The 24,463-nt window shown below is 38.4% G+C and carries 23 protein-coding genes; 9 read left to right on the top strand and 14 right to left on the bottom strand.

Annotation, left to right across the window (positions count from 1 at the left end):
- Positions 1-7 precede the first annotated feature (7 nt).
- Positions 8-472, bottom strand: coding sequence for a winged helix-turn-helix transcriptional regulator (locus F959_RS12025; protein ID WP_004880526.1), 465 nt, complete (start codon positions 470-472; stop codon positions 8-10).
- 264 nt (positions 473-736) lie between these two features.
- Here F959_RS12025 and F959_RS12020 point away from each other — a divergent pair, with 264 nt between their 5' ends.
- Positions 737-1,171 (top strand): PaaI family thioesterase, encoded by a 435-nt coding sequence (locus F959_RS12020; RefSeq protein WP_004880524.1) that lies wholly within the window; start codon positions 737-739, stop codon positions 1,169-1,171.
- Positions 1,172-1,230: 59 nt separating this feature from the next.
- Here F959_RS12020 and purB read toward each other — a convergent pair whose 3' ends face one another.
- The 8 genes from purB to F959_RS11980 all read right to left on the bottom strand — a co-directional run bounded on the left by purB (position 1,231) and on the right by F959_RS11980 (position 8,366).
- Positions 1,231-2,619, bottom strand: coding sequence for an adenylosuccinate lyase (gene purB / locus F959_RS12015; RefSeq protein WP_004880523.1), 1,389 nt, complete (start codon positions 2,617-2,619; stop codon positions 1,231-1,233).
- 55 nt (positions 2,620-2,674) lie between these two features.
- Positions 2,675-3,406, bottom strand: coding sequence for a high frequency lysogenization protein HflD (gene hflD / locus F959_RS12010; RefSeq protein WP_004880522.1), 732 nt, complete (start codon positions 3,404-3,406; stop codon positions 2,675-2,677).
- 18 nt (positions 3,407-3,424) lie between these two features.
- Positions 3,425-4,558, bottom strand: a complete 1,134-nt coding sequence (gene mnmA / locus F959_RS12005) for a tRNA 2-thiouridine(34) synthase MnmA (protein ID WP_004880521.1) — start codon at positions 4,556-4,558, stop codon at positions 3,425-3,427.
- A gap of 4 nt (positions 4,559-4,562) precedes the next feature.
- Positions 4,563-5,051: an NUDIX hydrolase gene (locus tag F959_RS12000; RefSeq protein ID WP_017196961.1), complete on the bottom strand. Its 489-nt coding sequence runs from the start codon at positions 5,049-5,051 to the stop codon at positions 4,563-4,565.
- Between the two features lie 83 nt (positions 5,052-5,134).
- Positions 5,135-6,004 carry a restriction endonuclease gene (locus tag F959_RS11995; protein WP_228127150.1) on the bottom strand — a complete coding sequence of 290 codons (870 nt, stop codon included), beginning with the start codon at positions 6,002-6,004 and terminating at the stop codon, positions 5,135-5,137.
- 73 nt (positions 6,005-6,077) lie between these two features.
- The gene (locus tag F959_RS11990; protein WP_004880518.1) at positions 6,078-6,611 is read right to left on the bottom strand and encodes a gamma carbonic anhydrase family protein; all 534 of its coding nucleotides are present in this window, start codon (positions 6,609-6,611) and stop codon (positions 6,078-6,080) included.
- Between the two features lie 90 nt (positions 6,612-6,701).
- Complete coding sequence (dacC, locus tag F959_RS11985) at positions 6,702-7,850, bottom strand: D-alanyl-D-alanine carboxypeptidase PBP5/6 (protein ID WP_004880516.1); 1,149 nt, start codon at positions 7,848-7,850, stop codon at positions 6,702-6,704.
- A 114-nt stretch (positions 7,851-7,964) separates the two neighbouring features.
- Entirely contained in the window at positions 7,965-8,366 is a 402-nt protein-coding gene (locus F959_RS11980) for an MCR_0457 family protein (RefSeq protein ID WP_004880513.1), read from the bottom strand.
- Between the two features lie 320 nt (positions 8,367-8,686).
- Here F959_RS11980 and F959_RS11975 point away from each other — a divergent pair, with 320 nt between their 5' ends.
- Positions 8,687-9,049: a glyoxalase/bleomycin resistance/dioxygenase family protein gene (locus tag F959_RS11975; protein ID WP_004880512.1), complete on the top strand. Its 363-nt coding sequence runs from the start codon at positions 8,687-8,689 to the stop codon at positions 9,047-9,049.
- A gap of 96 nt (positions 9,050-9,145) precedes the next feature.
- Here F959_RS11975 and F959_RS11970 read toward each other — a convergent pair whose 3' ends face one another.
- Positions 9,146-9,520, bottom strand: a complete 375-nt coding sequence (locus F959_RS11970) for an MCR_0457 family protein (RefSeq protein WP_004880510.1) — start codon at positions 9,518-9,520, stop codon at positions 9,146-9,148.
- 103 nt (positions 9,521-9,623) lie between these two features.
- Between F959_RS11970 and surE the strand changes: the two genes are divergently transcribed.
- The 3 genes from surE to F959_RS11955 all read left to right on the top strand — a co-directional run bounded on the left by surE (position 9,624) and on the right by F959_RS11955 (position 12,376).
- The gene (gene surE, locus F959_RS11965; protein WP_004880508.1) at positions 9,624-10,394 is read left to right on the top strand and encodes a 5'/3'-nucleotidase SurE; all 771 of its coding nucleotides are present in this window, start codon (positions 9,624-9,626) and stop codon (positions 10,392-10,394) included.
- A gap of 111 nt (positions 10,395-10,505) precedes the next feature.
- Positions 10,506-11,315, top strand: coding sequence for a peptidoglycan DD-metalloendopeptidase family protein (locus F959_RS11960; RefSeq protein ID WP_029424908.1), 810 nt, complete (start codon positions 10,506-10,508; stop codon positions 11,313-11,315).
- Positions 11,316-11,446: 131 nt separating this feature from the next.
- A complete protein-coding gene (locus F959_RS11955) occupies positions 11,447-12,376 on the top strand; it encodes a LysR family transcriptional regulator (protein WP_004880504.1) in 930 nt (309 codons plus the stop codon).
- Positions 12,377-12,413: 37 nt separating this feature from the next.
- On the opposite strand, the gene F959_RS11950 is transcribed toward F959_RS11955, so the two are convergent.
- On the bottom strand, positions 12,414-15,044 hold the full coding sequence (locus F959_RS11950) for a Lon protease family protein (protein ID WP_004880503.1): 2,631 nt from the start codon (positions 15,042-15,044) through the stop codon (positions 12,414-12,416).
- Positions 15,045-15,326: 282 nt separating this feature from the next.
- Between F959_RS11950 and F959_RS11945 the strand changes: the two genes are divergently transcribed.
- From F959_RS11945 to rpmE, 4 genes are all read left to right on the top strand, one after another.
- On the top strand, positions 15,327-17,501 hold the full coding sequence (locus tag F959_RS11945; RefSeq protein WP_004880500.1) for an AmpG family muropeptide MFS transporter: 2,175 nt from the start codon (positions 15,327-15,329) through the stop codon (positions 17,499-17,501).
- A gap of 2 nt (positions 17,502-17,503) precedes the next feature.
- Positions 17,504-17,905, top strand: a complete 402-nt coding sequence (gene gloA / locus F959_RS11940) for a lactoylglutathione lyase (protein WP_004880499.1) — start codon at positions 17,504-17,506, stop codon at positions 17,903-17,905.
- A gap of 138 nt (positions 17,906-18,043) precedes the next feature.
- Positions 18,044-19,012 carry a bile acid:sodium symporter family protein gene (locus tag F959_RS11935; protein WP_004880498.1) on the top strand — a complete coding sequence of 323 codons (969 nt, stop codon included), beginning with the start codon at positions 18,044-18,046 and terminating at the stop codon, positions 19,010-19,012.
- Positions 19,013-19,209: 197 nt separating this feature from the next.
- Entirely contained in the window at positions 19,210-19,434 is a 225-nt protein-coding gene (rpmE, locus tag F959_RS11930; protein WP_004880497.1) for a 50S ribosomal protein L31, read from the top strand.
- 103 nt (positions 19,435-19,537) lie between these two features.
- Here the strand turns inward: rpmE and F959_RS11925 are convergent, their stop codons facing one another.
- From F959_RS11925 to epmB, 3 genes are read right to left on the bottom strand one after another with little or no spacing between them, the layout of a single operon-like run.
- Positions 19,538-21,634, bottom strand: coding sequence for an EAL domain-containing protein (locus F959_RS11925; protein WP_017196963.1), 2,097 nt, complete (start codon positions 21,632-21,634; stop codon positions 19,538-19,540).
- Positions 21,616-23,367: a hypothetical protein gene (locus F959_RS11920; protein ID WP_004880495.1), complete on the bottom strand. Its 1,752-nt coding sequence runs from the start codon at positions 23,365-23,367 to the stop codon at positions 21,616-21,618. The genes F959_RS11925 and F959_RS11920 overlap by 19 nt, the downstream gene beginning before the upstream one ends.
- Positions 23,368-23,378: 11 nt before the next feature.
- Entirely contained in the window at positions 23,379-24,395 is a 1,017-nt protein-coding gene (gene epmB / locus F959_RS11915) for an EF-P beta-lysylation protein EpmB (protein WP_004880494.1), read from the bottom strand.
- Positions 24,396-24,463: the final 68 nt, after the last annotated feature.

Below are 24,463 nucleotides of genomic sequence, written 5' to 3'. Positions count from 1 at the left end.
TGATTTACTATTCTGCGGTTTGGCTGATATTGTCATAATAAGGCAATGTATTTTTTGCCGTTAATTCTTTATGACAATGCTCACAACTCATCAATGCTTTTGTTTTATGCCCACACTCTTTGTGTATGTATTCTAAAACGGGATATTTATGATCTTCGTTATGCCAGTAATTGCCCCAAGTTGTGACTGCCATGATAATCGGGTATAAAGCCAAGCCTTTTTCAGTTAGCTTATATTCATATCGTTTAGGTGCTTCTTGATACAGCACTTTTTCAAAAATTTTATTATCTACAAGTCTGTTTAAACGTTCAGTGAGTAAGTGACGAGTAATACCCAGTTGTTTCTGAAAATCGTCAAAACGGCGTGTTCTTAAAAAAGCATTACGGATAATCAAAAGTGTCCATCGATCACCAAAAATCGATAAGCTTCTAGCAATTGGACAACTCATTTCACCCAATTCATGCCATTTCATGTTTTACCTCTACTGATATCACCTTAGACAAAAAATATTGCCAAGTTTGTAAAGTCTTACGTGTAAATACATCATCACGTTGACAATTTATCTTAGCATAGTTATGGTATGAATAATAAGTTCTAAAAAAGAACTTAAATATATCTGCTACATTTGTGAGTGTGATCTAAATTGTGCTGAAAGGCTTAGCTCTGACAACGTGACTGCTAAGCATTTGCTGAATGGGGAAATTCTGCCCTAATCTAAGGAATTGAGGAACTATTAATGAATCCATTAGAAATGACTGGTTTGGAAATAATGCAAGCGTTTGCTCAAGGCTTAGTTCCTGAGCCGGGGATCGCAAAAACAATGCCGATGAAGCCACTAGAAGTAGAACATGGACGCATCGTATTTAGCGCAATTGCAGATGAAAGACATACCAATCCTTTAGGTGGCGTGCATGGTGGATTTGCTGCGACGGTCTTGGATTCTGTGACAGGTTGTGCAACACATACCGTTCTTGCTGCTGGGGAGGGGTATGGCACAACAGATCTGAATGTGAAAATGTGTCGTCCGTTGCCATTTAATAAGCAGTTAATTGCAGAAGGAAAGGTGATTAATGCGGGACGTAACTTAGTGATCTCTGAAGGTTATATTCGTGATGAAGAGGGAAAGCTTTATGCACATGCAACGGCAACCAACATGATTATTCGCCGTTAATTTATTTTTAAACATAAAAAAAGCAAAGCCGAAGCTTTGCTTTTTTTATCGAATACTATTTAGATTTTGCTGATCAAATCATTAATTTGTTTTGCTTGTTCAGCAGCATTACCTGTATATGTCGCAGGAGTAAGTTCAGCTAAACGAGCACGTTCCTCAGCAGGAACCTGTAATAATTCATCGCCATTTACGAAGTTCACCATCATGTCGCGTGTCATTGCTTGACCACGAGTGAGTGCTTTTAATTTTTCGTATGGTTTTTCAACGTTATAACGACGCATAACAGTTTGAATTGGTTCAGCAAGAACTTCTTGTGCTTGGTCTAAATCTTCATTTAAACGGTTCGCATTGAGTTCAAGTTTACCGATTCCTTTTAAGCAAGCATCAAAAGCAATCAAGCTTTGTGCAAAACCAACACCCATGTTACGAAGAACAGTTGAGTCAGTTAAGTCACGCTGCCAACGAGAAACTGGAAGTTTTTCACCTAAGTGACCCAATACAGCATTGGCAATACCCAAGTTACCTTCTGAGTTTTCGAAGTCGATAGGGTTTACTTTATGAGGCATCGTTGAAGAACCAACTTCACCGTCTTTTAATTTTTGCTTGAAGTAACCCAGTGAAATATAGCCCCAAACATCACGGTTAAAGTCGATCAAGATCGTGTTATAACGACGCAATGCATCAAACAATTCAGCCATGTAATCGTGTGGCTCAATTTGAGTTGTATATGGGTTGAATGCTAAACCTAAAGATTCAACAAATGCTTGAGCATGTGCAGCCCAATCAATTTCAGGGTAAGCAGAAAGGTGAGCATTATAGTTACCTACAGCACCATTGATTTTACCAAGTAATTCTACATTTTCGAATTGCTTGATTTGGCGCGCTAAACGATAAGCAACGTTAGCCATTTCTTTACCCAACGTAGTTGGGCTAGCAGTTTGACCATGAGTACGAGACAACATTGGTTGTTCAGCATGAGTTGTTGCTAGAGCAGAAATTGCATTCAAAATTTGCTTCATGCTTGTAATTAAAACTTCACGACCATTTTTAAGCATGAGCGCATGAGACAAGTTGTTGATGTCTTCAGACGTACATGCAAAGTGAATGAATTCACCTGCATTTTTTAATTCATCGATGTTGGCAATTTTTTCTTTAAGGAAATACTCAACAGCTTTTACATCATGGTTTGTTGTACGTTCGATTTCTTTAATGCGATTCGCATCTTCTTCTGAGAAGTCTGCTACGATCGCATCTAAAGCAGCATTTGTTTCAGCTGAGAAAGCTGGAACTTCGATGATTTCTGCACGATTTGCAAGTGCTTGTAACCAACGCACTTCAACCGTGACACGAGCGTGGATTAAACCAAACTCAGACAAAAAAGGACGTAGCGCATCACATTTGCTTGCATAACGTCCATCAAGTGGTGAGAGTGCGGTTAAAGCATTCATACAGATTCCTTACTTTTGGAATAAACATAAAAAATAAATTCGTTTTAGCATCGGTTTATACCACCTGATACTGCAAACGAGCGAGAGCTTGAATATCTTGTAAAAGCTTACGTTTACTAAAAATCATACTCCATGAGCTGCCACCAAGTTGTCTCCAAAGATGAGCAAGCTGTAGACCTGTAAATAAGCAGGCACGGATTCGGTTGGTATGATTAATATCTTTGAATGCTTCGGCATTACCACGCACTAAAATTCGTGGATTGATTTGCCCAGCTGTTTCAACGTAAGTTTGCGCCAGATTGGCAATAATACTTGGGTGTAAATAGTTGTTATCGAAAAAGGACAACTGCTTTAAAATTTTTTGTTGTGCTGTTTCGATAATTTTGACGTATTCAGGATTGCTATAGACTTTCTTTTCAAGCTGTAGCAAAGCCATCGCATAAGACATTGGTAGCTTGGCAGTAGATAGTTTGGGTACTCTTGATTTTGGTGCGCTATTAAACGGTTGAGTAATACAACCTTCTAATGTTTTTAGACCAAGTGAAATATCTGCAAGTTGATTAAAGAAGTCTAGCGTCTGAGTAGCATTGTTACTTGCTGGGCGGATATTTAAACTTGCTTTGATCAGCAGTTCACAATAAAAATTACCACTATCACCAATACTTTGCTGACCTGCCATTGCAGTCATATGCGTCAGTTGGGTTGCTTGAAAGACTGCTGCCAATGCCAAAGCACGGTTTTGTCTAACATTCAACGCTTGAGTGTGCTGAAAGGGTAACTCCGCCATGCTTCGCTTCCAATTTCCTTAAATAAAATCTGGTTGAGGTGCATTGGTATGGTGAATAACACCACCACCTAAGCAAACCTCTCCTGAATAAAACACCACGCTTTGCCCAGGAGTAACAGCACGTTGTGGTTCATCGAATTCCACGCGAATTCCAGTTTCACTATGTTCATCACGGTAAATTGTACACGCTTGATCAGGCTGACGATAACGAGTTTTAGCTGTACATCGGAAACCTGTACTTGGAATATCCTGTTCGCCTGCAACCCAATCAATCGACTCGCTCCAAAGTTGCGTACTTTGCATCAATGGATGTTCATGACCTTGACCAATCACCAGTCGATTATTGGCAATATCTTTATGTAATACGAACCATGCACCTTCTTGTACACCTTTCATACCACCAATACCAATACCGCCACGTTGACCGAGCGTATAGTACATTAAGCCGTGATGTTCACCAACTTCTTTACCTGACTCTAAAACAATTTTTCCAGCTTGAGCAGGGAGATATTGTTTAAGAAAATCAGTAAAGCGACGTTCACCAATAAAGCAGATTCCAGTCGAGTCTTTCTTTTTCGCTGTAGCTAAATCAAGTTCTTCTGCAATGCGGCGAACTTCTGGTTTTTCAATTTCACCAACAGGGAATAGGGTCTTGTTAATTTCACGACCATGCACTGCATGTAAGAAATAAGTTTGGTCTTTATTATTATCCACACCACGTAACAATGGTGCGTAGGTTTCACCACGAGAGTTTTGTGTGCTTTCACCGCGACGTGCATAGTGACCTGTTGCAATAAAATCTGCACCTAAAGTCATGGCATGGTCGAGGAACGCACGGAATTTAATTTCTTTATTACAGAGAATATCTGGGTTTGGTGTACGACCTGCTGCGTATTCAGCCAAGAAGTGTTCAAAGACACGATCCCAGTATTCCATGGCAAAGTTGGCGGTATGTAACTTAATGCCGATTTTATCTGCAACGGCTTGAGCATCCGCTAAATCTTCGAGTGCTGTGCAATATTCCGTTCCATCATCTTCTTCCCAGTTTTTCATGAAAAGACCTTCAACTTGATATCCTTGTTGAAGTAATAGCGCTGCAGAAACAGAAGAATCTACACCACCAGACATACCGACGATGACACGTTGTTGCATCTAATTAAGCATCCAAATGAGAAGTGAGTGAGGGAGAGAAAGGGTGCTCATAAATAAGCGATAAAGGATATTTTTTGCCAGCTTGGGCATCTTCAACAGCTTTTAAAACCAATGGGCTGCGCGCACGAGCAGATTCTTGCAGTTCATCCAAATTCATCCAAACCGCACCGATAATGCCTGTATCCAGTTGCGCATTTTCCTCAACGGAAGTGACATGTGCTAAAAAGCAAAAACGATAATAAGTACGATTTGGGAACATTGGTGGGGTATAGGTATAGATTCCAAGCAAATGATCTATTTCAACATGATGACCTGTTTCTTCTAAGGTCTCACGGATTGCTGCTTCAATAATGGTTTCACCACATTCGACATGACCTGCTGGCTGGTTAAACACCGTGTGTACAAAGCCTTCGCTGTGTTCTTCAACAAACAAAAAACGTCCGTCTTTTTCGACAACAGTGGCAACTGTGACATGAGGTGTCCAAGCGGTCATAGAAAGCACCATGGTTTTAAAAAACGTATTCTACAAAATTTGAGAGTTTTTGGCTATGTCGATATTGATTTACAAATTTTCATCTACAATTTGTCAAACCATTCTGTTTTAATTTCAACTTGTTCAATCAATTGAGTTGTGATTCCTAACTTGAGTTCTTTAAGTTTTTCACACAAGAGTTCACCATCTATCAAGTCTATTGGTGGAGCACCATCTCTAGTTGCCTCTTTTAAAGCATCTCTAGTGAAATTACCTGTAGTAATAAACAAGCCTTTATCTGCTCTTCCTTGCATAGCTCCTCTAAAATCTCTTATTTGGCTTGGTGATACAGAACCTTTATATCTTTTGCATTGAAAAATCACATGAAAACTTAAGAGTCCACTGACTCTTACTATACCTTTTCCATCAATTCCACCATCACCGACTTTTCCTGTGACCTCAACTTGCGAAAAGCCACTTTCTCTTAGAATTCGTTGAGCTAACCTTTCAAAAGCTGCAGGAGAGATATTGTATAAAATATTAAGAAGTTGTTCTTTCCACTCTTCGGAATAATCAACTTCATTTTTTGTTTCTTGTATCAAGTCCTCTGATGATTTACTCAATTTTTTATTTTGCTTATTATTTTTATCTTGTTCCCGTACATATTTAACAATTTCAAAAGAGTCCAGAGTCGAAATATCCACTGCTGTATTAATTAATGACCAGATACCACGGGAAGAGTTTTCTAATAACCCAAATTTTTTTAAATAAGTTTTGCTCCATGCTAGTCGATAATCTACTTCACTAACAGTACCATTTTCGCCATGAGGAATATTGATTATCTCATCGCTAATATTATGTAACTCATAAACTTTAGTATTGATTTCTTCATTACTACCAGAACCGCCTAGTTCGACTAGGGCTTTTACCGTAGGAATAATAAGCTCATCAAAGCTAGGTACTTGATTACTCATTCTTTTTCTTGCCATCTATCTAACCCCCATAAAAAACTAACTAGATAAAGTGATAATATATTTTTAAATTTTATTATTTTTGATAATTATCCTTCACTTTTACATAATTCTGCGCCGAATAAGGAAGGAACGCCATTTCTTTTTCAGTCAGTGCACGAACTTGTTGTACTGGACTACCAACATAGAGATAACCACTTTTTAAAACTTTACGCGGCGGTACTAAACTCCCAGCGCCAATCATCACATCATCTTCAATAACTACGTCATCTAAAACAACGGTATTAATACCGATCAAGACACGATTACCAATCGTACAACCATGTAAGGTTACATGATGTCCAACAGTCACATCCTCGCCAATCACTAAAGGTGAACCATTTGGTTTAGATTGATTTTTATGGCTGACATGCAACATACAATGGTCTTGTACATTACTATTTTTGCCAATCTGAATTGAATTCACATCACCGCGAATCACGGCAAAAGGCCAGACAGAAACATTCTCAGCAAGTTTTACATCACCAATTACCACTGACATATCATCAATGTAACAACTTGAATCTATATCAGGTTTTTGGTCTAGATAAGGGCGAATGTTGTTTGACATAGCAGTGTTCAATTGAAGATTTAAAAGAATTATAAAATAAAAAAGCACTCAAGCTAAATAGCATGAGTGCTTGATTTCACTATTCTAAAATTAGAATAAGTTACTGAAGAACATTTTGATATGATCGATCATACGCGCAAAGAAACCCGCTTCTTCAACAGGTTTTAAAGCGACAAGTGGCTTCTCAGCAATCACTTTGCCATCAAGGCTTGCAACTAATTTACCTACAACTTGACCTTTCGCTAAAGGCGCGTTCAATTTAGGTTGAACTACAAGTTGGGTTTTAATGTTATCCGCTCGACCTTTAGGCATCGTTACGCTGAAGTTTTCAGCTAAGCCAATTTGAACTTCATCTTCTTTACCAAACCAAACTTTGGCTTTAGCAAGTACTTGGTTTGCAGGTTGAACATTAACAGTTTCAAAGTTTGCAAAACCCCAAGCAAGTAAAGTACGTGTTTGGCTTGCACGCTCATTCATGCTTGGTGTGCCGAAGATGACAGAGATCAAACGCATTGGCCCACGTTTACTTGAAGTCGTTAAGCAATAACCAGCTTCATTTGTATGACCTGTTTTTAAGCCATCAACACTTGGGTCAGTGTAAAGTAGGGCATTACGGTTGCCTTGCTTGATACCATTAAAGGTAAATTCTTTTTCTGAATAGATTGGGTAATATTTAGAACTGTCTTTGATAATGTGCTGAGCAAGAACAGCCATATCTTTCGCAGTAGAATAATGACCATCAGCAGGCATACCTGTCGAGTTGATGAAGTTTGTATTCACCATGCCAACACGTTTTGCTTCTTGGTTCATCATGTAAGCAAAAGTACCTTCATTCCCTGCAATGTGTTCAGCCATTGCTTTAGACGCATCGTTACCTGACTGAATAATGATACCGCGTAACATTTCTAGAACTGTTGCAGTGCCATTTAATGGAACATACATACATGATTCAGAACTGCTACCACGACACCACGCAGATTCATTCATACGTACTTTTTCGTCTTCAGTTAATTCACCCTTCAAAAGTTTCTGCTCAATGATGTAGCTTGTCATCATTTTAGTCATTGAGGCAGGCGCAAGTTTTTCATTTTCGTTTTTTGCAGCGAGAATCTGTCCAGTCTCATAGTCCATGAGTACATAGGATTTATTATTTAATTCTGGTGGAGCAGATAGGACAGTTGCTGCATAAGAAAAGCTTGGCAAAAGTAGTAATGCAGCAAGAGCGCTTTTTTGAGTCATTCTAAGTGGTTCCAATATCTTGTGTGAAGCAGTAGAGCCTAGCATTTTAGGATAAAGCAAAGCCGACTTCTATGGGCGAAGTCGGCTTTTTCATACAGTATTGTAACGAATCGGTTACTTAGAATAATAATTCCGAACATCATCGCAGATTTGGCGATTATCTTCTTCAGAAGCTGCCTTTGCATCTGCACGTGCTTCTTTTAAAGCAGCTTGGAAATCTTTGCTTTTTGCGCGTTTATTGAGGACTTCAACAGCATTTGGATCGTTGTTTAAATAAGCTTTAACTAAGTTTTCATAAGCTTTATTAAACTTGAGATCTTTTCCGATTAATTTAGGGCAAGTCTCAGAAATAACATAGATCGCAGCAAGCTCTTGAGGCGTGACGCTGTCAGTTGTTGGAGTAACTTCAATTTTCTCAGTCTCAGACTTTTTGTCAGCTGCAAAAACTGTAGGAGATAAAGTGCTAGACGCGATGAGAAATGATAAACCTAGTGTTTTAAAAACATTTTTCTTCATAAGAAACCAAACTCAAAACAAGACTTAAAGAATTTGAATAACTTATAGCATAAAGTAAATTAAAAATTGTATCTTTGCTGTAGGAACCATGGAGAAAATGTGGTTTTAAATTTTCATAATCTCAGACATTGCAACGATGCTGAGATGAAATTGTACTGAGGTTTAACAGCTTTATTTCTCCTTATATGTTTAATATAGATGAATTTACTTTTCGTATTATTATAAGAATGAATATGGTCGATAGAACTGTATTTTAAATGAATAAGTTAGATAAAAAGACGAGTGAAAATAACAAATCTGTATCGAACAGGAGTAATAAAATGAAGACAAAATTCACAGGTGGTATTGATATCGCCCTTAAACTTCCACCACATCAATTTGAAGAAACGGTCATATTTTATCGCGATGTGATTGGCCTTAAACAAATTACAGAAAAAGGCACAGCAATAGGTTTTGAATTTGGCCCTGTCAATTTATGGATTGATGTTGCATCTGGAATAAGTCAAGCTGAGCTTTGGCTTGAACTATTTACTGATAATTTTTCTGAAGCTGCTAAATATTTGAGAGACGCTGGGGTAGTGCGTTGTGATGCGATTGAACCTTTAGCTGAAGGTTTTCGAGGAGGTTGGATTATTAGCCCCGCCAATATTGTTCACATGGTCCGTGAACCTGATGCTTGGTAGTGATTGTTTAAGGCGGGCTTCACTCATTTTGTGAGTAGATTAGGGATGTGGTTTTAAAGTGCCATATTTTAAAACCACATTCATGCTTTTAGAGGATTACTCTTCGTAATTTAATACATCTTCACAAACTGATTTTTGCTCAGCTTGGCCGACTTCTTTTGCTGCTTGACGCGCATCTGTCAGTAGATTTTGGAACTCGCTATCTTTTTGCAAGCTGTCTAAAGTCGTGGACTTATTTGAGTAGTTACTTAAATAAGAATTAACAATTTTCTTAATATTTTGATCAAACTTTGCATTTTTACCAATAATGCTTGGACACATTTCGATCAGTACTTGTGCATTCGCGATATCATCTTTAATCAATGCATCCGCTTCAGCTGCTGAAACTGCCTCGTCAGCAAAAACCGTTGGTGCAGTAAGAAGTGCGAAACTCACCCCAAAAACTCGAATAAAATTAGATAAATGTCTCATAGTTACTTAAATTTCTAATACTAAGAAGTAATAAATATATATAATTCAATGAATAATTCAATTGAAAAAACTCAGTAGTAATATTTGAAGAGATAGGATTTTAGTGAATATATTGATTGCAAATGATGATGGAGTTTTCGCTCCTGGTATTCAGGCTTTAGCACATGCTTTGAAACCTTTAGGCCGAGTCGTTGTGGTTGCACCAGAAAGTGAGCGCAGTGGCTTTTCAAGTGCTTTAACGCTTGATCGTCCTTTACGTCCAGTACAAATTTCGGAAGATGTTTGGGCGGTAAATGGTACACCAGCAGACTGTGTTTATTTATCTATGAATGGTCTGTTTGATTTTGAATTTGACCTAGTCGTGAGTGGTATCAATAGCGGTGCTAACTTAGGCGATGACGTTTTATATTCAGGTACAGTGGGCGCTGCATTTGAAGGTCGTTTAATGAAACATCCAGCAATTGCAGTCTCATTATCTGGTTCAAATGTACGTTCTTATGAACACCCTCAAGCATATGCACAAGCAGCAAAATGGGTGCATGATTTCATTGCTAATGGCTTACCGATTTTACCGCCGCGTCATATTTTCAATATTAATATTCCTGATGTTAAAGAAATCAAAGGTGCTCAAATTACTTATCAAGGGCGTAGAGCACAGTCAAAACCGATCACTAGCCATGTAGACCCGCGTGGTCGACAAGTTTATTGGATTGGACTCGCAGGTGAAGCTGTAACAGAACCTCAACCCGCTTCGAGTCATATTCAATCTGATTTCTTTGCGGTATCGAATGGATATGTCAGTATTACGCCGATTCAGATGGATGCAACAAATTATGCTGTGCTTGACGATTTACATGCTCTTGTAAATGGTTAGCGGTGGCTCTGTTATAACTTTGTGAATATAGAATGTGAAAACTCGTTTTTTTTCACTATTTTGGTACTCTAGGGCCGAAATAAATTAAGCTTTTTTAAGATGGGGGTGAAGATGCACATAAACCAGGTCTCGATTTTTCTATCACAGAAGATGATTAAAACAATCGTATTGTCTATGGCGGTAGCAACAACGGCGGCTATTGTGACTGGTTGTGCATCTAAACCGCAAATCCACGGCGGAACGCGTTTTGCTCAAGCTCCAAATTATTACACTGTAAAATCAGGTGATACCTTAAGTGGCATTGCAAATCGTTATGGAATGAATTATCTCGATATTGCAGCTCTCAATGATATTGCACCGCCTTATCGAATTTATGTGAATCAATCTCTACGTCTTAAAGGCTCAGCATCTAAACGTACAACATCAACGCAGACAATCACACAAACTGCACCTATTCAACGTCAGAGTATTCAGTTGCCTACGCAACAGCCTGTAGCACCGAAACCTGTGGTTCCAGTCGTTCCTGTAAATCCAACTTCATCGAATCTAGCTTCAAATCTACGTTGGGTTAAACCATCAAATGGTCCTGTGATTCAGACATTTAATTTGGCGAGTAATGTCAAAGGAACACGTTACGGTGGAAATGAAGGTGATCCAGTATTTGCTGCCGCCAATGGTCAGGTTGTTTATGCTGCCGACGGTCTAAAAGAATATGGGAACTTAGTGTTGGTTAAGCATATTGATGGCTATATCACAGCGTATGCACATAACAGCAAAATGCTCGTGAAGAGTGGTGATAACGTTACCGCTGGTCAGAAAATCGCTGAAATGGGTTCTTCAGGTGCAACACGCGTGATGCTGGAATTCCAAGTTCGTTTAGATGGTAAACCAGTCAATCCAACTACAGTTTTACCAAATTAATTTTTCTTTTTGGCAAAACAAACTTTCAACAAATTGTTAATAATCACTGGTCTAAGACTAGACTTCTCTGTATACTCTTATAGATTGCTTTAATTAGAACAATAAGCATATAAATAAATAGAGGGAAGTCTATGTTAGATCAATTGCGTGCAATGGGGGTCTTTGCGTGTGTTGTAGAGAAAAGTTCTTTCAGTGGTGCAGCGAGAGAATTAGGAATTACAACAAGTGCAGTCAGTCAGCAAATCCGTTCTTTAGAACAAGAAATGGATGTCACTTTATTACATCGTTCAACGCGTAAGCTTAGTCTTACTGAAGCAGGGCAAGCATTCTTTTTAAGTTGTCAAGAAATGCTCGCAGCGGCTGAGCGAGGTAAAATTCGTATTAATGAGTTACGTGATGATCTGGTGGGTGATTTACGAATCTCGACTACACCTGAGTTAGGTGCATTACATGTTATCCCAGCACTTTCTCATTGGATGTCAGCGCATAAGGGCTTGGCAATTCATTTTGAAGCAGATCATCGTTATATCGACTTAATTGAAGAGCGGATTGATATCGCTGTTAGAATGAGTCTAAAAATGGATGATCATAATCTAACAGCAGTTCCACTGGCTCGTGTCGATCAAGTATTGGTTGCTTCGCCTAGCTATCTCAATCAATCTTTGCCAATTACAAGACCTGAAGACTTACGTCATCATGAGTTGCTTCCTGTAACGTTAATGCAAAATTATCAACATTTTGCATTTCGTCATGGGTTGAGTGGTGAAGTGGTGAATGTAGATATGAAAACACGTTTGGGTACAAATAACGTTTTTGTCGCAAAGTCACTCTGCCAACAAGGACATGGTATTGCACGTATTCTTTATATGGATATTCAAAAAGAGCTAATCAATGGTTCATTGGTCGAGGTATTGCCTGACTGGCACATGCCATCTTATACCTTGCATGCTTTAACATCGAAACGTGAACAATATCCAATGAAAGTTCATCGTTGTATTGATGCATTAAAGCAATATTTTGCGCAACTCCCTGGAGGCCGTTCCTTGCAAGGGGTAGCCTAACAAAAAAGCCATGTTCCGAGGAACATGGCTTTTTCTTTTAACGATGTTTCTTTTTACTTAGAGGTTTTAGCGTTTTAGCTTCAGCGAGAGCTTCCTCAGAAGCTTTGGCATCGGTTTCATCTTTTTTGGACTTCTTACGTTTTTTCTTTTTCTTTGGTTCATCCTCTTCTACAGCTTCACCATCCTCTATCGCTTGCCAGTACTCAAGTTGTTCCATCACAGCAGCATAGATTGAGTTTTTGCTGTAACGACCCTTTTTATCAAGTGTTCCTACTGGACGAGCCATTAAAATTTCTAAAGCTTGATCAATGGTGTCAATCGCATGTACGTGGAATTGCCCACTTTCAACGGCATCAATAACATCTTGACGTAACATGAGGTGTTGCATGTTTTGACGAGGAATGATGACACCTTGTTTACCTGTGAGTCCTTGCAGCTTACAAGCATCGTAAAAGCCTTCAATTTTGGCATTTACGCCGCCAATTGGCTGAACTTGTCCTAATTGGTTCATTGATCCAGTAATTGCCCAAGATTGATCAATTGGAATCTGACAAATCGCAGAAATGAGTGCAGAAAGTTCAGCTACAGTTGCACTATCGCCATCCACTTGTCCATAACTTTGCTCAAAAGCTAATGCTGCTGAGAAATGCAGAATTTGCTCACGACCGAAGTGGGCTTTGAGGAAGCTCGACATGAGCAATACCCCTTTAGCATGTAATGAACCACCTAGCTCAACACTACGTTCGATATCTAAGATATCACCACCACCTTGATAAACTGAGGCAGTGAGGCGAGAAGGTAAGCCAAATTCGACATCAGCATAGTGAATTACAGATAGAGCATTAATTTGACCTAGGCGATGACCTGAGGTTTCTATCAGTTGAGTACCGCGAGATAAATCTTGCCAGTAAAGCTCACGTAAATACCCTAAGCGATATTGACGATGATGAAGCGCTTGATTCACATGCTGATCCGTTACGATTTTATCACCACTTTTGAAAGCATGATGATGTGCTTCACGGATTAAATCACCCAGCGTAGATGCATGTAATGAAAGTGAACTTTGATCTTCGGCTTGACGACTTGAATCAGTAAGCAAAGCGGCTAAAGCTGAACGATCAAATGGAAGCAATTTGTCTGCTTGTACGTAGTCTGCAATCAACTGCATGTATGCTTGTTCATTACTGTCATTACGTTGTAATGTATCAGTGAAATCAGCACGAATTTTGAAAACGCTACCGAGTTCAGGCTCAACTTCTAAAATTTCATAATAGATTTCAGGTTCAGCGAGAAGTACGACTTTGAGATCCAAAGGAACAGAAGCAGGTTCAATTGAAATACTGCCAGTTAACGTCAGCATATGTTCAAGCGAAGAAAGCTTAAGTTGCCCTGATTTAAGTGCACGTTTTAAACCTTGCCAAGCATAAGGTTGTTCAAGCAAATGCTCAGCCTCAAGCATGAGGAAGCCACCATTCGCTTGATGTAATGAACCCGGACGGATTAAGGTAAAGTCTGTTGTGATCGTACCATTATGAGTAAGCTGTTCAACATGCCCAAGTAAGTTATAGTGAGTTGGGAAATCCTCAAAAATAACAGGTGCACCACTATTTGGTTTATTCGATACGATGACATTTGCTTGATAACGAGAAGGGACCCGATTAAATAAAGCGGGCGTAAAGTCATCCTCTTCCTGTTCTAAAATCAGTTCAACATTATCGATAATGTCATCAGCATATTGTTTAAGAAATTGCTCTAAACCTTTAACTTCTTTGTTTTTGTTTAGAATCAGGTCAACACGCGGCATAACCACTTGTGTCGCAATTTCTCGATTAAGGCTAGACACTTGATCTCGCGCATCATCTTCCAAATCACCAAGATGTAGACCAAGTCGGTCTAATTTTTTTTCCATATAGCGAATATTGGAGGTGATCTCAGCGCGTTCTTTATTGCTAAGCGTATCAATATCTTCTTGCGTCAACTCATGATATTCATCATCTCGAAGCTGCATTGGAATGAAGACATGTTTGTCATTACGGGAAATAAGCTTAAGGTCTAGGTCTTCTCCTTCTTTAGTCAGTTCAACTAATGCTTGTTGTTGAACTTCACCTGTCGCTTGGCGAATACGTTCGATACGATTGTGGTAGCTTTCAGCGCTAAAGCGCCGTTCGAGCTGTTTTAAAATAACCTGCCATGCTTGTTGTAAAGCATTTTGAAATTTGGTTCCTTGCCCAGCTGGGAAGCGTAAAGCAATCGGTTGTCTTGGGTTTTTGAAGTTGTTGACATATACCCAATCATCTGGGGTTTGCATGGTCTTGGCATGTTGCTGTAACAAACGCTTAATCATTGTGCGTTTGCCTAGCCCCGCTGTACCGACTGCAAATATGTTGTAGCCAGAATAAGGTAAAGAAATTCCAGCCTCAACAGACGCGCGTGCACGATCTTGCCCAAGAAAATTATTGAGCGGTTTGATACGTCGAGTCGAGCTTGGAATTTCTAATAAATCTGGAATATGTGTCAGTTGTTCTGCTTTTAAAGCTGTTTTAATTAGTGTTGGTTTGATTTCCGTCTGTTCAAAAGCGCTTGGGAATGAATTAAGTGTTGCTGTAATCGTGTTTGTTGGTGTTGATGATAAAGCTGTTGCAGTCATTTGATCGAGTTTTTGGGTCATTGCTATCCAACAAATAAACGTTAGTTGAGGGTTTGGTCATTTGATATTCCAGATATGCTTATATGACTGACAAAAACTTGCTTTATTTTTGAACTGGGTTGCAAGCATATTTGAAGTATCAATCGACTCTCTTAAAGGTATACAGTTTTAGGTCTAAAGATCAAGCGAACTTGTGTTTTTTATCGACAAAACAAAACAATGGTTGCATAAAGCAACTTGCAAGCAATCACAAGAAACGATTGAATAAGCACATTCACGCATATTCATGGAAAATAATAAGCAATGACGACTCAAGCCTCTGGTTGGGCAGCTGCATTTAAAGCTTTTTTAGATCGCCGTGCTCTGATCATGTTATTTCTTGGTTTCTCTGCGGGGATACCAATTCTATTGATTTTTTCTAGCTTATCATTGTGGCTAGGTGAGGCTGGTATTGATAAAAGTGCAGTGACTTTTTTTAGTTGGGCTGCATTAGGGTATTCATTTAAATTTGTTTGGGCACCATTGATTGATGAGTTGCCTGTACCATTTTTGACGAAGTCTTTAGGTCGTCGACGTGCTTGGTTGTTAATTGCACAGTGTTTAATTATCTGTGCCATTTGTGTTATGGCCTTTTCTGATCCAGCGCTTGGGCAAAGCTATTTAATTCAAATGGCGGCTGGTGCAGTTTTACTTGGTTTCTCTGCTGCTACCCAAGACATTGTGATTGATGCTTATCGTATTGAGCTTGCTGAAACAGAAATGCAGACAGTGTTAGCATCAACATACAATGCAGGTTATCGAATCGGGATGATTGTTGCTGGGGCTGGCGCATTATTCTTAGCAGCCTATTTAGGTACAGCAAAAGGTAATTATATTTACGAGGCTTGGAAATATACTTACTTAGCGATGGCAGCCGTGATGGCAATCGGGATCATCACAACACTCAGTATCCGTGAACCTCGGGTTAATCGCGTTTATAAGCATTATAAAACCACAGATTATTACCGCTTGGTCTTTGTTTTCTTTATTGCTGTTGCAACTTTTGTCTGTTGTTATATTTATTCGGATGACATTATTCAGTATTTGCAAACTCAATGGAAAATCAATGACAGCATACTGAAATTTTTGATGGAGGCAGTTCGTTTTCTCAGTTCAGGTGCTGGTGCTGTTTTTGTCGCTTCTTTATTAATTAAACTAGGTGTAGTGAATAAGCAAATGGCGCATGAAACATGGGTTGCGCCGATTTTAGATTTCTTTAAACGTTACGGTGTTAAGCTTGCACTTGTACTTTTATTGCTGATCGGTTTCTTCCGTATTTCAGACATTATTGCGGGTGTAATCTCGAATGTGTTCTATCAAGATTTAAATTTCAGTAAAGAGCAGATTGCTGAAGCGGTTAAAATTTATGGTGTTTTATTCAGTTTGGTTGGTGGTTTCTTAGGTGGCTTATTAGCACAACGCATGAATATTATGAAGCTCATGTTTGTTGGTGCTGTTTTAGCGAGTTCGACCAATTTGATTTTTATTGGTCTGGTCAAGTCAGGTAAGCCGCTTGATCAAGTTGAATTGCAAATCGGGGATAAGCATTATCAAGTAAAAACTGATGAAGTCGGATATTGGAAATTACAAGTACCGAATCAAGAATTTTTAAATGCTCACTCGGTACAAGTCAGTACTCAATATCAAAATCAGGCTGACTCAAAAATCAAACTTGAAGTTCCATATTTAATTGAAACAACGCAGCCTCAAATTCAATTGTTGCCGATTAGCAGTGATGATCAGCTAACCGCAAATGAATTGAAGCAAAGTTTGGTTGTTAAAGGGCAGTTGGCTAATGTAGCAGTAGCGGATTTAGATGATGAGCGGCCTGTCGTCTTAAAGTTAGATGGGCAAGAGTTTGTCGCAAAAGTTGATCAGAGTGGTTTATTTAATGGTGTAATTGATGGTAAGGCTTTACAAGCATCATCAACTAGAACAATTACAGCTTTAGCGAATCTGAAAAATAATAACGGCAATCAGTTATTAGCTACGCGACAATATCAAATCAATACAACAGCTCCAGCGAACTCTGCTTTGGATATTGACATTCAACCCGTTGCGGTCATAAGTCCTGATCAGCAAGGTTCAGTCGAGCTTTCAGGTAAAGTCATCAAAACCTATAGTTCCTTATGGCTTTACATGGCCATCATTATGGATAATTTAGCTTCTGGTTTGGCTGGTGCCGCATTTATTGCATTTTTATCGAGTTTAACCAGTGTTTCATTTACAGCGGTTCAGTATGCCATTTTCAGCTCATTAATGACCTTAACACCAAAACTGTTAGGCGGTTATTCGGGCACAATTGTCAGCAATATCGGTTATCCGAATTTCTTTTTGATGACAACTTTAATTGGTATACCTATTTTAATTCTTGTGGTTTGGGTTGCAAAACTTTTACGTGACCATGAGAACCAAACAACACAACAGGCAGGTGAATAAATATGCGCATGTTACATACGATGCTACGAGTAGGCAATTTAGAGCAATCTTTAAAGTTCTATACTGAAGTGCTTGGTATGAAATTGCTACGCAAACGTGATTATGAAGAAGGGCGTTTTACTTTGGCTTTCGTTGGTTATGGCGACGAAGAAAACAATACGGTACTTGAGTTAACCCATAACTGGGATACGTCTAGTTATGATTTGGGTAATGCATATGGTCATATTGCGATTGGCGTCGATGATGCCTATAAAGCATGTGAGGACATCAAGGCGCGTGGCGGTAAAGTTGTACGTGAAGCTGGACCAATGAAAGGTGGCGTAACGGTGATTGCATTCGTTGAAGATCCAGATGGTTACAAGGTTGAGTTAATTCAACAGGATAAAAATGCACGTAATAACTAATTTGAATTCATCTTAAGCTGAAGATTTCTCATTTAAAAGCGCTAGCATTATTTATATAGCCCAGTATGATGTGTCGATCAAATGGTCAACAATATTATATTGGGCTTTATCATAATTAGTGATGAATAGGAAAAAGTTATGTTGAAACTTTTGGCATTGGATCGCTTTACAATATTCTTGGTTGCGATGGTGTTACTCGCAACATTTCTGCCTGTTTCAGGTCAACTAGCGTCCTATTTCAATATTTTAACGACCGCTGCAATCGCAATACTTTTCTTCTTACATGGTGCAAAGCTTTCTCGGGAAGCGGTTGTGGAAGGCATGTTACATTGGAAAATGCATGCTTTAGTTTTTGCTTTTACCTTTCTTATTTTTCCCGTGATTGGATTACTCGCCAAACCTATTTTAGAGCCACTTTTAGGCCAGCAGCTTTATTGGGGCTTCTTGTTTATGTGCTTTTTGCCATCAACAGTGCAGTCTTCAATCGCCTTTACGTCAATTGCAAAAGGTAATGTCGCTGGAGCGGTATGTAGTGCCTCTTTTTCTAATATCATCGGTATGTTTATTACACCAATTTTAGTGAGCTACTTTATTTTAGGTCAGAGCCAACATGGTTTTGATCCAACAAAATCTATTATTCAAATTACTTTATTGCTGTTAGTTCCTTTCATTTTAGGGCAATTATTAAGGCCTTATATTTTCCCGTTGATGGTGAAAGTGCCAAGCTTAGTGAAAGCTTTTGATCAAGGCTCGATTCTGATGGTGGTATACGGTGCATTTAGCAGCGCTGTTGTAGCTGGTCTATGGCATCAAGTGAATGGGATCACATTGCTTTATCTGGTACTTGCTTGTTCAGTTCTTTTAACGATTGTGATGTTGCTTGCTTTATATCTACCGAAATGGCTGGGCTTTAATCGTGCTGATCAAGTGACGATTTTCTTTTGTAGTTCAAAAAAAACTTTAGCGAGTGGTGTACCCATGGCGCAAATTTTATTTATTGGCCAACCATTAGGTATGATTGTTTTACCTATCATGATTTTCCACCAAATCCAGTTAATGGTGTGTGGTGTGATTGCAAATCATTGGGCAAAATCCAAGCAGGAATAATTCGCATAATTTGATTTGTTGGCGTATAATGCGTGCCACTTGTTGGCTTTGCTCTGATCTTAAAGATCTCGGTGGGTCAAAAGAAATGGTCTGTTATGGTGTTGATCTGCAAGTTGAATAACTTTGCTTTCCTCATTTTGAGAGTGATCAATTGCGATAACAGCTTAAGCCTTTCTTGTTAATTAGGAGCATCGACCATGCGCGCCGATATTCACCCAAAATACGAAAAATTAGTTGCTACTTGTTCATGTGGTAACGTAATCGAAACTAAATCTGCGCTTGGTAAAGAAACTCTTTATCTTGACGTATGTTCAGCTTGCCACCCATTCTATACTGGTAAACAAAAGAATGTGGACACTGGCGGTCGTATCGATAAGTTCAAGCAACGTTTCTCTGGTATGTCACGTTCTATCAAACGTTAATATCAAGAAAGAAAAAACGGGCAATTTGCCCGTTTTTTTGTGCCCTTAATTTTACGCTTTACCTTAATAAAAGGTGAGGAGTCATCAAACTCCTCAACGTGGACTATTGGTCTTGTACATCAGTTAAGCGGTCAAGTTTCTTCTGGAAATAATTACCTTGTAAGAAACGCGCTTCAACATTCCATGCATTCGCAAAAAGATTCATATCATTCAGATCAATTAAGAGAATTTCTACAGATTTTATTCCTATGAAATGTAGAATTTTTTCTTGCAGCGTAGCCATATCTTTATCTGAAGCCAATTGCTTGGTTAGCTTATTATCGAAGCTCAAATATTGTGTATCAATCTGATTGAGGATGGATTCGCTATACAGTGAATTACCAAAGTTACGGATAGAAATTTCAGCACCGTGTTGACGAAGTAAAGCGATTTGAGGTTGTGCTTGAGATAAATTCTGTTGTAAAGCCAATTCTGAGAACTGAAGAATTAATGGGTGTGCTTGTTTACTTCCAATAATGGTGAGTAATTTTGCAATTAATTCAGGTAGTTTCTTGTCATTCAATAAAATATGATGATTGAGGTTAACAACGAGTTTAGCTTTTGGATATTGGGTAATGAAGTTATGTAATTGCTTACATGCTTCAACCAAGATCCAGCGATCTAATTGTACAGATAACTCAGGATCATCTTTTAAATCGCCAAGATCATTTAAATCTTGCCACTGATTGTTATGAATAAACCCACCAGTGACTTCATAGGTATGCGTATATTGATCTTGTTTGTCATAGAGCTGCTGATATTTCAGATGAATATCGCCAGCATCAAGTTTTTGTTTTAACTCTTGTAATAATGTTAATTGAACAGCCTTTGGAATATGTTCTGTAGTGAGACCAATGTCAGCATCAATTTTTGGTGTATTCAATGTTGGCAATTCTGATGAGAATGCTTTCGTCAAAATTTGCTCGAATGCAGTTTCATCATTTATTTGCTTGGGAAGTTCGCTATATCCCAGTTTTAACTGTAAAGGGAAGGTGTATTGTTCAGTCGCTAGCAACTGCGGCTTTTGTAGGCTGTTTAAACCAATCAATAGTGAATTTAAAACTTCTTTTGATTCGGCTTGTAGTAAACCTGCATGAAGTGATTTTTCAATCTGATAGATTGGAATATTTACTTGCTCTTTAATGAAGTTTTGAATGTTTGAAAAATACGCTTTAGTTCCACGCCAGTCATTTTGGAAAACCTCATTTGGGCAGTGATTTAAACTAAATAAAACTAAAGCATTTACATTCGCGGGGTGGTTGGTTAAATGGCGATTAATCTGTTGTAAGGCAGTATTTAGACTTGAAACTTTCTCTGCTACGGCTGGTGCAACTAAACTAGTAGGTGTTGAGATACTAATTGATGAACCACATTCGATATTGAGTTGAATTTCATCTTCATCGCCAGAAGGAATAAACTCGACTTGCAAAGGATTATTCTTGACGGTTGGATTTTGAGTATGAAGTTCAAAACGCCCATGCTCAAATTGACCTTGTGAAATCTTTTTAAAGCGGAGCTTAAATTGAGCTAAATCTTCTGGTTGTAAAACGTCAAGAATTGGTAAACCAATCAGATCATCTTCGCTGTTGAAGCCAAATAAATTTGCATATTCTGCATTGGCACTCATGTGAATACCTTCTTGCAAAAGAGCAACGGCTTTGTGGCTCTCAGCAGCTAAGGATTGTGCTTGAGTTTGTGCGGCCTCTAATTCATTCAATAAACGATGTTCAGCTTGAACTAAACGACTGTATGAAAGGGCACGAACAATACTGATATAGAACGCTTCTGGTGCTTTTAGATTTAAGACATCATAAATGCCTTTATGAATGTAGCTTTGATATTGATCAGCACTGTAATTTTCTGGCTCTAATAATAAAACGGGCAAGCTTGGCTGAGCTGATGCCTGAATTAAGGACAGTGTTTGTTCAATTTTTAAATCGTAGGCACGCCCGAAAATGACAATGTCCCAAGGCAAATTGAGTTGCTTTTCAAATGCTTTAAAGTCATCTAGTAGTGTTGCTTGAACTAGATGATCTTGTGTAGCAAAAATTTCTAAGATTTGATTATAACGAAGTTGGTTATCATCAATAATTAATAAGCGTGTTTCTGTACGTTTTAACTTTTTAGAGAGTAAAGAATTTCTCACTTCAATGCTTCCCATAGATCTTGATCATTTGTATCCATATTATTTTGTGCCATGAATTTTTGTAGAACAGGCTGTTCTTCATCATTCAATAGTTCAAAATCAAATTGAATAAAGCTCTGGGTAATTAGCTGTGCCGTTAATAAATACACTTTTACTTCCTCTTTCCCCAATCGTAAATGAACAGCTTGCTGTTCTCTAAAAATTTGTGAACCTGGTAAAATTAAAGTTGTTTTTGTTTCATCCAAATTTTGGTTTTTTAATAAAAGTGCTGGATGATAGTTGCTTACATGACGATCAGATTGGATACGTACGGCGCATGGGAAAATCTCTTGTGCCAATACTTCTAAACCTAATTCTAAGCTTTTTTCAGTGGATTGCTTTAACCAACGAATCACGCCTCCACGCCAATGCCCATGAGATGTTTCTTTCACGAGAATATATTCACCTGTTCTTAAGTTTTTAGGTGCTTCTCCTGACCATTTAATACGGTAACCGTTAACACTAATATCAAGAATATCAGCTTGATAAACAGCTTTGCTTTCTCTGCTTAGTCGTTGAATAGAGGACTCTTGATTGCCTGACGACTCTTTTTTATCCCATGTCGATAAAAATTTAGATTCACTTTGTAAGCCGTACCCATGTTCAAGCATTAATGTTTCTGAGAAATTTTTTGCTTTCGATAAATAAAAGTGAGCGGTCAGTAAACCAAAGCAAATATGAAGCTGAGCTGAATATTCATATCGTTCGTGGCGTCGTTCAGCAGTTGTACCTAAAATGGTTTGTACGTGGAACTTTAATGCAGGTGTTAGATAAATTTTCTCATTCTTGGAAATATATTCTGCATTTTTATGTAAAGTTGCAGTAACATGTTCAAGTAAACCGTGAGTACTGATAAAAATATTTGGATTAAAACCAGAACTTTGCTTCTTATTATAAATCGGTGGGTGATCTTTACTTGTATCAACGACATACTTGGTTAAATCAGTTTCTCTAGGTAATAACTGAACCATTTTGGCCCAGTCAAAACTACATTGAAATAAGGCTTGAATTTCTGATTGGCGTATTTGATTGGTATTAAAAATATCCATCAAAATCAGTTGAGCATATGCCTGACTGATATTGTTTAAACTTGGCTTACCTGAGGTCTGTTCTATATTGGTATGCTGATATTTGTGTGTAATCGCTGCATCATAAAGTTGATGTGCAATGAGCCACTGGCCAGCAACAGGCTCACTATAGAGCATATGTTGTTGATATAAGAGTTGAGTAAGTTGCTGTAAAGCTTGAAATGTGGCGAGTGTTCTTGCTGTTTGTAGATTTTTTTTCTGATTGAGCGCGAAGATAGAAAACTTTTGGTGATCAATTTGATCATTACTGCGCCGTACAATATTGATGTAAATTGCAGCGAAGTAGCAACGCAACAACATAGCTAATTCAATAATGTGTTCATTGCGATCTGAGCTAATCACACCTTGATTAAAAAAGTTTTTCTCAAGGCTGCCTAAGACGTTTTCTATCGTTGGATGAAGTGCTTGGATCAAATCGAAACGTAGCGTCTCAGGGCAGTCTAATTCACTTAATTCTAACAGTGCTGCAAACAAGGCTTTAGACGTGTCGCCTAATTGCATGATGGAGAGTGTTGAAATCCATTCATTAATACTTTTGGTATTTGCATCACAAAAGCTGAGTTTGTCCCGTGTGAGAACAGTTGGAATTTGAAAAATATCCGAAAATGCATTATTCATCATTGTAATCAATCTCAGAACGTTTGAACCCCAAAAAGCGGTGTTTTATTTTTTTCGCCCGCAATTTCCCTGACGAGTTTAGGAACTAAATATCCCGGCAAACTCGCTAATACATCACTATATATTTGATCTATCTTTGAAGAATCTAAATCAAAGTGCTGAGCACCTTTTACTTTATCCAATACATGTAAGTAATAAGGCATTACTCGGGCATCAAATAAACGAAGACTTAATTCATTCAAAGTTTCTGCAGAATCATTCACACCTTTGAGTAAAACTGCCTGATTTAGCACTGTTATATGATGTAGTGATAACTGTAATAACTTTGAGCAGGTGAAGTCATCAAGTTCAGCTGCATGATTTGAGTGTACCACCACTACAATGCGTAGCCTACTGTTTTTTAATATAGAAATCAGTTCGTCGTCGATCCGATTTGGAATAACAATAGGAACTCGTGAATGAATTCTCAATATTTTGATCTGGGGGAGAGATGCTAGACGTTCTAACCATAACGCTATTTTTCGATTATTCAGCGTTAATGGATCTCCACCACTTAAAATCACTTCATTAATATGCGGATTTTGTTCAATATACTGCTTAATATTTTCCCAATCATCGTTTTTAGGTAGATTTTCTTGATAAGGGAAATGACGGCGAAAGCAATAACGACAGTGAATCGCACATGCTCCAGTCAAGGTAAGCAAAAAACGTGATTGATATTTATGCAGTACCCCAGCCATTTGGTTTGCGGCTTCCTCACCTAAAGGGTCGGTGACAAACTCAGGATGATCTTCAAGTTCCAAATGGTGGGGGAGTACTTGTAGAAGTAATGGATCGAGAGGATCGCGGATGTTCATTTTTCCGACGAATGCACGAGGTACGCGTAATTTAAACTGTTCAGAGGCAAGGATTGCACCTGATAATAGCTGATCGGTGGATAGCTCAAGTAAATTTAACAGCTCTAGAGGATCAGTAATTAGGTCACTGAGTTGTGATTGCCAGTTTTGCTCTTGATGTAAATAGTTTATCATGCCATACGTTAAAATAGTGTTAGCCGAAGCTGTGCGCCCAGTCTAACATTAATAGATTTGAGTTTTAA

The sequence above is a fragment of the Acinetobacter venetianus RAG-1 = CIP 110063 genome (assembly GCF_000368585.1).
Lineage (GTDB): Bacteria > Pseudomonadota > Gammaproteobacteria > Pseudomonadales > Moraxellaceae > Acinetobacter > Acinetobacter venetianus.
Note: the sequence above shows the minus strand (reverse complement) of the source record. Positions and strands in the feature narration are given on the sequence as shown.

Bases quoted from the DNA above. Each gene is read 5' to 3' on its own strand.
- F959_RS12020 (WP_004880524.1), top strand. From the start codon at position 737: ATGAATCCATTAGAAATGACTGGTTTGGAAATAATGCAAGCGTTTGCT.
- F959_RS11975 (WP_004880512.1), top strand. From the start codon at position 8,687: ATGAAGACAAAATTCACAGGTGGTATTGATATCGCCCTTAAACTTCCA.
- F959_RS11995 (WP_228127150.1), bottom strand. From the start codon at position 6,004: ATGAGTAATCAAGTACCTAGCTTTGATGAGCTTATTATTCCTACGGTA.
- rpmE (WP_004880497.1), top strand. From the start codon at position 19,210: ATGCGCGCCGATATTCACCCAAAATACGAAAAATTAGTTGCTACTTGT.
- purB (WP_004880523.1), bottom strand. From the start codon at position 2,619: ATGAATGCTTTAACCGCACTCTCACCACTTGATGGACGTTATGCAAGC.
- F959_RS11925 (WP_017196963.1), bottom strand. From the start codon at position 21,634: ATGGGAAGCATTGAAGTGAGAAATTCTTTACTCTCTAAAAAGTTAAAA.
- epmB (WP_004880494.1), bottom strand. From the start codon at position 24,395: ATGATAAACTATTTACATCAAGAGCAAAACTGGCAATCACAACTCAGT.
- F959_RS12025 (WP_004880526.1), bottom strand. From the start codon at position 472: ATGAAATGGCATGAATTGGGTGAAATGAGTTGTCCAATTGCTAGAAGC.
- F959_RS11920 (WP_004880495.1), bottom strand. From the start codon at position 23,367: ATGATGAATAATGCATTTTCGGATATTTTTCAAATTCCAACTGTTCTC.
- F959_RS11935 (WP_004880498.1), top strand. From the start codon at position 18,044: ATGTTGAAACTTTTGGCATTGGATCGCTTTACAATATTCTTGGTTGCG.
- F959_RS11980 (WP_004880513.1), bottom strand. From the start codon at position 8,366: ATGAAGAAAAATGTTTTTAAAACACTAGGTTTATCATTTCTCATCGCG.
- F959_RS11955 (WP_004880504.1), top strand. From the start codon at position 11,447: ATGTTAGATCAATTGCGTGCAATGGGGGTCTTTGCGTGTGTTGTAGAG.
- F959_RS11970 (WP_004880510.1), bottom strand. From the start codon at position 9,520: ATGAGACATTTATCTAATTTTATTCGAGTTTTTGGGGTGAGTTTCGCA.
- F959_RS11990 (WP_004880518.1), bottom strand. From the start codon at position 6,611: ATGTCAAACAACATTCGCCCTTATCTAGACCAAAAACCTGATATAGAT.
- F959_RS11960 (WP_029424908.1), top strand. From the start codon at position 10,506: ATGCACATAAACCAGGTCTCGATTTTTCTATCACAGAAGATGATTAAA.
- F959_RS12000 (WP_017196961.1), bottom strand. From the start codon at position 5,051: ATGACCGCTTGGACACCTCATGTCACAGTTGCCACTGTTGTCGAAAAA.
- gloA (WP_004880499.1), top strand. From the start codon at position 17,504: ATGCGCATGTTACATACGATGCTACGAGTAGGCAATTTAGAGCAATCT.
- mnmA (WP_004880521.1), bottom strand. From the start codon at position 4,558: ATGCAACAACGTGTCATCGTCGGTATGTCTGGTGGTGTAGATTCTTCT.
- F959_RS11945 (WP_004880500.1), top strand. From the start codon at position 15,327: ATGACGACTCAAGCCTCTGGTTGGGCAGCTGCATTTAAAGCTTTTTTA.
- dacC (WP_004880516.1), bottom strand. From the start codon at position 7,850: ATGACTCAAAAAAGCGCTCTTGCTGCATTACTACTTTTGCCAAGCTTT.
- F959_RS11950 (WP_004880503.1), bottom strand. From the start codon at position 15,044: ATGACCCAAAAACTCGATCAAATGACTGCAACAGCTTTATCATCAACA.
- hflD (WP_004880522.1), bottom strand. From the start codon at position 3,406: ATGGCGGAGTTACCCTTTCAGCACACTCAAGCGTTGAATGTTAGACAA.